The 2,618-nt window shown below is 34.4% G+C and carries 2 protein-coding genes and 2 pseudogenes; all 4 read right to left on the minus strand.

Translation table 11 applies throughout. The features are described 5' to 3' along the window. Window positions 1-96: pseudogene (locus tag WKI42_RS10075) on the minus strand (ABC transporter permease); the annotation flags it as partial. A 16-nt stretch (window positions 97-112) separates the two neighbouring features. After that, a complete protein-coding gene (locus tag WKI42_RS10080) occupies window positions 113-1,357 on the minus strand; it encodes a transporter (RefSeq protein WP_368081854.1) in 1,245 nt (414 codons plus the stop codon). 185 nt (window positions 1,358-1,542) lie between these two features. After that, window positions 1,543-2,412 (minus strand): helix-turn-helix domain-containing protein, encoded by an 870-nt coding sequence (locus tag WKI42_RS10085; RefSeq protein ID WP_049502605.1) that lies wholly within the window; start codon window positions 2,410-2,412, stop codon window positions 1,543-1,545. 130 nt (window positions 2,413-2,542) lie between these two features. Further along, window positions 2,543-2,618, minus strand: a pseudogene (locus WKI42_RS10090) (ABC transporter permease); the annotation flags it as partial.

Genomic DNA, 2,618 nt, shown 5'->3' on the forward strand with positions numbered 1-2,618 from the left:
GCCGGCTCCAACCGCACCGGCCATAGCTGTTTCACCAACAAGGGAAATCAAGGTCACAGTCGTCACACGGATCAAGTCTGGAAGACCTTCTAGTAAGCCTTAGCTTCCTAGGTTAAAATTTTTTACCCGAAAAACTTCTTTTTTCTAGTGATAAAATCAACCCTATCACACTCACTACCAAAAACACCCACCAACAAAGCCTGATATCTTGCAAAGCTAAGAAGGAAAATACAGACATCCCCAAGGGTAATGTTAGGGAAAAAATCATACTCAAGAGATTATTACTTCGAGCTAATACATCCGCGCTCAAATTAGACAATAACAGAGTATCTAATTTAGGCATTGATTTCGACATCAAATACATGACAAAAGCTAAGCAGGCAACACCTACTACAGGAGAAAAATCTAAAATATTAGCAGTAGCAAGCAAGACAAACAGAATTGCATTGAGCGATAACAAACTTGAGAAAGACAATTTCCCAAAATAATCATGGGGAGTTAAGCTACCAAGAATAGCTCCTCCTAAGCTGACACATTCAATTAAAAATAGGGATTGAGCATAGCTGAGATGATAGATAGTATGGTCTAATAAGTAAAAATGGTAAATACCTCCAACAGCTCCTCCCAAAGTATTCATTACCAAAATGACAAGGATCATTTTAAACAATGATTTACTTTCTCTCTGCCTAAAGATATCATCCATGTCCGCATAGATTGCCTTAACTTGTTGAAGTAAACTAATCGACTTATTCTCTACACTTACAGACAAATGCGTCAATTCTCTTCTATTTTTGAACAAAATGAGAGAAGATAGTAAAAAGAAACCAGCATTCACAATTGCAACAAAAGAAAAATTTTGGTGGCTTGTTGTGAGTAGCCACACTCCTAAGGCTTGACCTCCTAGATTTGATAAATAGGAAACAAACTGAGTAAAGGAATAGGCTTCATAGAGCTTATCTTCTGAAATATTATGCTGGATAATCGGCATACGAAGGCCTGCTGTATAATCTGATAAAATATCCGAACAGATATTAACCATACAGATAAAAGCAAACGTTACGAAGTTCTGGTCTTGAATCACACTAGCAATCAAAAGAAATAGTAGACTTTGTACACAACCAACCCAGATAATTGTCCCTGCTTTATTCCGAGTATGATCAGCCTTAATCCCAACATAAAAAGTAAATAGAAAAGGTAAAATCGTAATCATATTCGCCATAAATACTGCTATATTTTTAAAGGGTAGACTCGCAGCATAAACGATAAATACCAGATTATAAATATAAGCTCCACTTGAGCTCAAAAACCTTGATAAGGTAAGTATTCTAAATAAATGATGTCTTAAGAATAGTTTCATAACAGGCCTTTCTCACATTTCAAAGAGTATTTCATTGAAACCAGTCTAACAAAAAAAGTGGGACTCCCCACTTTTTTGTAATATATTTTTTTCTGCAAATAGAAACTCTAGAGCCTAGAAACTACTAATTATCAATCCACCTACAAGCCTATTTATTTTTCATCAGTTGATGTAACGAGAATATATTACAAATCTTTATTTGAGAGCTGATTTGCAAAATAGTTTTCATAGTATCTTGCACCATCTACATACTCTAAATCTTGTAAGATTGTAATGCCTCTCTGGATTTTTTCAAGACCCTTATTTTTTACATTAAAAATAGTATCATAATACCCTTTAGCAATCATATAAATGATTTTAAGATAAGCTTGAGATTCTGGCAATTCTCGTTTTTCAATCTGAAAGATAAAATAATCTGCTTTTAATTTATCCTTTTCCTCTATCGCTTTAAAGAGTCCATTAATTAAAATGGTGTCAATACCAACTTTGTTACTAGGTAAAGAGCCTAATAAATCCGTCTTTTGCAACATCTCCCTAGAATATTTAAAATAGAGGGGCAGAGGAAACAAAGTAGAAATCGTTGAAAATAGTTCCAATTCATAATTTCCCCAGATGTCAATAGTAAAAAAATAGTCATAGAGAAAAGTCAGTTCTTCATCCGTTGCTCTTATTTCTGAATCAAAAAACACAAGAAGGCTTTTGATACGAATCATTTGTAAAAGATAGCTTGTTTCACCACTTGATCTATACTTTTGAGTCGTCTCTTCATACAAGGAATGGAGAGAATCAATCCCTTCTCTGTCATATAAATCCCAAAGATTTTCTTGAAAAGCCAAAACCTTTTTCTGAGAAAAACCACGTACCAAGTACATAAATTCATTCAAATCAGAGTGGATGTTATCTAAGGCAGTAATCAATTTCATAGATGATAGGTCTGCTTCTCCACGCTCAAATTTGCTCAACATGGAATAAGTAAACTCTCCTCCCGTCGCCTCCTGTAGAGATACATTCCGACTCTTTCTCAATTCTTTAAAAACTTCTCCCAGATTTTGCATATTGACTCCCCACAATTCTTAACTCTCTAACTCATAAAAGTAACGGTTGATAGCAACCAGTACAGAAAATTTCAAGTCTTGACTATAACGACAACTCCTATGAATAATGTACAGATTGCCTAGTTCTTTTTTATTTATGGCTCAATTTCTTAGTCAAGAAATCTCCCAAGAATTGGATTGCAAAGATAATCAAAATGATAATGATG

Source organism: Streptococcus pseudopneumoniae (assembly GCF_038148935.1).
GTDB classification, from domain to species: domain Bacteria; phylum Bacillota; class Bacilli; order Lactobacillales; family Streptococcaceae; genus Streptococcus; species Streptococcus pseudopneumoniae_U.

What these genes read in the sequence shown, in the direction of transcription:
- WKI42_RS10080 (WP_368081854.1), bottom strand. Translation starts at nt 1,357, where the DNA reads ATGAAACTATTCTTAAGACATCATTTATTTAGAATACTTACCTTATCA.
- WKI42_RS10085 (WP_049502605.1), bottom strand. Translation starts at nt 2,412, where the DNA reads ATGCAAAATCTGGGAGAAGTTTTTAAAGAATTGAGAAAGAGTCGGAAT.